The following is a 3,101-nucleotide window of genomic DNA, read 5'->3' as shown; positions in this document are numbered from 1 at the left end:
GCAGAAGTCGATGTAGTCGTGGCCGCGCTCCTCGCGGGGGCGGCCCCGCTCGGCGGCGCGGACGGCGGCGTCCAGGGCCGCCGGGCCGGTCTCGGGGAGCCCGGGGCCGGCCTCCAGGAAGAGCGCGGCCTCGCGGGCGGTGTCCTCGGCGTCGTCCGAGGAGTGGACGATGTTGAGCACGGTGTTGATCGAGCCCAGGTCCTTGCGGATGGAGCCGGGCGCCGACCAGGCGGGGTCGCCGCGGCCCTTGAGCTCGGCGAGCCGCCGGTGGACGCCGTCGGCCGGGCGGCCGGGGCCCTCCTGGACGGCGAGGGCGAGCAGCGGGCCGAGGTCGAAGAGCTCCTCGACCGTGCGGCGCAGCCCCGGGTCGCGGGCGACCGGTTCGTTGCGCCGGTGGAACGGGTCGAGCCCCGGGGGCGCGGCGGGCCAGAGCCGGTGGCCGGCGACGGTGAATCCCGCCGCCCGCACCCGGGCCACGACCTGCCCGGCCAGGTGCCGGCGCACGGCGTCGGGCGTGATGACCAGGAGTGCGGTGCGCCGGTAGTCGAATTCGGCCAAGGCCGGCCGTCCTTCCGTGTCGGACCGCGGTCGGGCCGCGGGCCTGGAACTGTTCCGTCTGTACTGTCGCGCATTTATGACACCGCCGGTCATCCCATCTGTCAAATGCCCGTGACGAGGCGTCGCAGCGAATGTGACTGACTACTTGACTCGACTGTCACAAACCTGCGAGTGTGCTCGGCGTACAGGGGGAGCACCGCGCCGCGGACCGTGCACGGACTTCCCGGGAACCCGGACCGGCCGGTCCGGCCACGGCGAAGGAACGGTGACCGCATGGATCCCGCACAGCAGGCGCCCGCGCCGAACGGGATGACCGTCCTCGGCGCGGCCGCAGGCACCGGAAAGACCGGCATCGGCATCGGCATCCTGCGCACCCTGCACACCAGGGGCGTGCCCTGCGAGCCGTTCAAGGCCACCGCCGTGGTCGCGCCCGACGACCCGGCGTACACCGCGGTCGCCCCCTGGCGGCGCGGCGTCCTGCACAACTGCGCCGCCGCCGGGCTCCCCGTGCGGTGGTGGAACAACCCGGTGCTGGTCGACCTCCCGTACCCGGGCGCCCCCGAGGGCGACCTCTGGGTGCGCGGCAGGCTGGTCGGCACCGCGCCGGTGGCCGGCGAGGACAGCCTCGACGCCGCCGCACTGCCCGCCGCACTGCGCCGCCACTGCGAGGAGGCCGTGCAGCAGGGCTACGACAAGGTCCGCACGGGCGGCCGCTGGCTGCTCGTCGAGGGCGCCGCGGGCGCGGGCGAGCTGGAGCCCGCCGACGACCTCGCCAACCAGGTGCTGCCCGCCCGCGCGGGCCTGCCGGTGGTCCTGGTGACCAACCCGCGGCGCTCCGGGCACCTGGCCGCCCTGGCCGGCCTCACCGGCCTGCTCGTCCCCGAACTCCGCGCCCTGCTGCACGGGTTCGTCCTCAACCAGATCGGCGGCACCGCCCGGGTGGCGCCGACGGCCCGCCGGCTCACCGCCGCCACCGGGCTCCCGATGCTCGCCGCGATCGCGGACTCGCCGCTGCCGTCCGGCTACGACGGCTCCGCCGGGATGCTCCGGACGCTCTACGACCGGCGCGCCCGCTACGTCGAGGAGTCCGGCCTGCTGGACCGCATCCCTGTCCCGGCCGCACCCCAGTCCCACCGAGGAGTTGCCCCATGAACCAGGTCTTCCGCCCCGACGAACACATCCTCAACGTCCTCGACGGCGCCCGCCGGACGATGTACGACGACGCCGGGGTGCACCTCGCCGACATCACCGGCGTGGCCGGCGCCGGCGCGGTCCTGCCCGGCGGCCTGCCGATCGGCGTCGACCGGATCACCATGCAGCCCGGCACCGCCTTCCCGCTGCACGTCCACGAGGGTGCCCACCTGCTGTACGTGCTGAACGGCCGCGGAGCCCTGCACATCGACGGCCGGGACTACGTGCTGCGCACCGGCGACTCCATCTACGTCCCCGCCGAGTACCCGCACGGCGTCCAGGGCCCGATCGACGACAACCCGCTGGACTTCCTCGCCTTCGGCGTGCCGCACCACCCCATCGACTCGCACACCCGGATGGTGCTCGTCCGCGACGAGGAACTCCTCGCCGGCGGGGCGCTGGAGGAGGCGGCCGCCCGATGACCGCCACCGCACCCCGCCCGGACGGCCCCGCCCACCTGCCGCTGCGCTGGGCCGGCGGCGAAACCCCCTTCGTCCTGTGGCACTTCGACTTCGACGGGGAGCGCTGGGCCGCCGTCCACACCGGGGACCTGCACGACGGCACCCCGGTGCCGCTGCGCATCGAGTCCGCCTGCCTCTTCGGCCACGTGCTGCGCTCCGCCCAGTGCGACTGCGGCTACCAGCTGGACGAGGCCATGCACACCTTCGCCCGGCAGGGCCGCGGCCTGCTGCTCTACGGCATCGACCAGGACGCGCGCGGCCTCGGCATCGCCGCGCACTTCGCCATCTACGCCATGCGCCAGCAGGAGGGCCTGGACACCGAGGCCGTCTACCGCCGCCTCGACGCCCCCGTCGACGCCCGCTCCTACGAGCCGGTCGCCGCGATCCTGCGCCACCTCGGCGTCGACTCCGTGCGGCTGCTCAGCAACAACCGCCGCCGCGAGACCTTCCTGCAGGAGGCGGGCTTCACCGTCGAGCGGGCCCCGCTGGAGGCCCCGCTGGACGTCCACAACATGAGCACCCTGATGCTGGAGAAGGAGGACCTCGACTACGCCTGGTCCTTCGAGACCCACGCCGACTGGCTCCGGCCGCTGCAGGAGTCCGTCCTGGGCAGCCCCGGGCGCTCCCGCGCGTACGCCGTCGTCCCCGGCAGCGGCACCGCGGCCGGACCGCTCGCCGCCGCCGAGGACGACGGCGAGTGGCGGCTCGCCGAGGCGCTCGCCGCGGCGATGCCCGCCGAACTGCCCGCCGGGCCGCTGGTGGTGTACCTCACCGACCTGCCGCGCACCGACGAGCTCGCCGTCTACGCCGGGCTCGGCGCCGCCGTCGTGGTGGTGCCGTTCGCCGAACTGCCCGAGCCGCTGCGCCGGGCGGCGGCCGCCGCCGGGGTCC

At 75.2% G+C, this 3,101-nt stretch carries 4 protein-coding genes; 3 read left to right on the top strand and 1 reads right to left on the bottom strand.

What is annotated here, in order from left to right; translation table 11 throughout:
• On the bottom strand, positions 1 to 558 hold a 558-nt coding region (locus ABZ641_RS30785; protein WP_359987074.1), incomplete at its 3' end, for a nucleoside-diphosphate kinase.
• Positions 559 to 831: 273 nt separating this feature from the next.
• Here ABZ641_RS30785 and ABZ641_RS30780 point away from each other — a divergent pair.
• The 3 genes from ABZ641_RS30780 to ABZ641_RS30770 form a co-directional block, all read left to right on the top strand.
• A complete protein-coding gene (locus tag ABZ641_RS30780) occupies positions 832 to 1,710 on the top strand; it encodes a hypothetical protein (protein ID WP_344627597.1) in 879 nt (292 codons plus the stop codon).
• A complete protein-coding gene (locus tag ABZ641_RS30775; RefSeq protein ID WP_344627596.1) occupies positions 1,707 to 2,171 on the top strand; it encodes a cupin domain-containing protein in 465 nt (154 codons plus the stop codon). Before ABZ641_RS30780 ends, ABZ641_RS30775 begins: the two co-directional genes overlap by 4 nt.
• Positions 2,168 to 3,101 (top strand): hypothetical protein (locus tag ABZ641_RS30770; RefSeq protein WP_359987070.1); only part of this gene is annotated, 934 nt, incomplete at its 3' end. The genes ABZ641_RS30775 and ABZ641_RS30770, both read left to right, overlap by 4 nt.

This window comes from Kitasatospora sp. NPDC007106 (assembly GCF_040634455.1).
Classification (GTDB): domain Bacteria; phylum Actinomycetota; class Actinomycetes; order Streptomycetales; family Streptomycetaceae; genus Kitasatospora; species Kitasatospora arboriphila.
The sequence above is the reverse complement of the archived record's forward strand: the minus strand, read 5'-3'. Positions and strand labels throughout refer to the sequence as shown.

Bases quoted from the DNA above. Each gene is read 5' to 3' on its own strand.
- ABZ641_RS30780 (WP_344627597.1), top strand. From the start codon at position 832: ATGGATCCCGCACAGCAGGCGCCCGCGCCGAACGGGATGACCGTCCTC.
- ABZ641_RS30775 (WP_344627596.1), top strand. From the start codon at position 1,707: ATGAACCAGGTCTTCCGCCCCGACGAACACATCCTCAACGTCCTCGAC.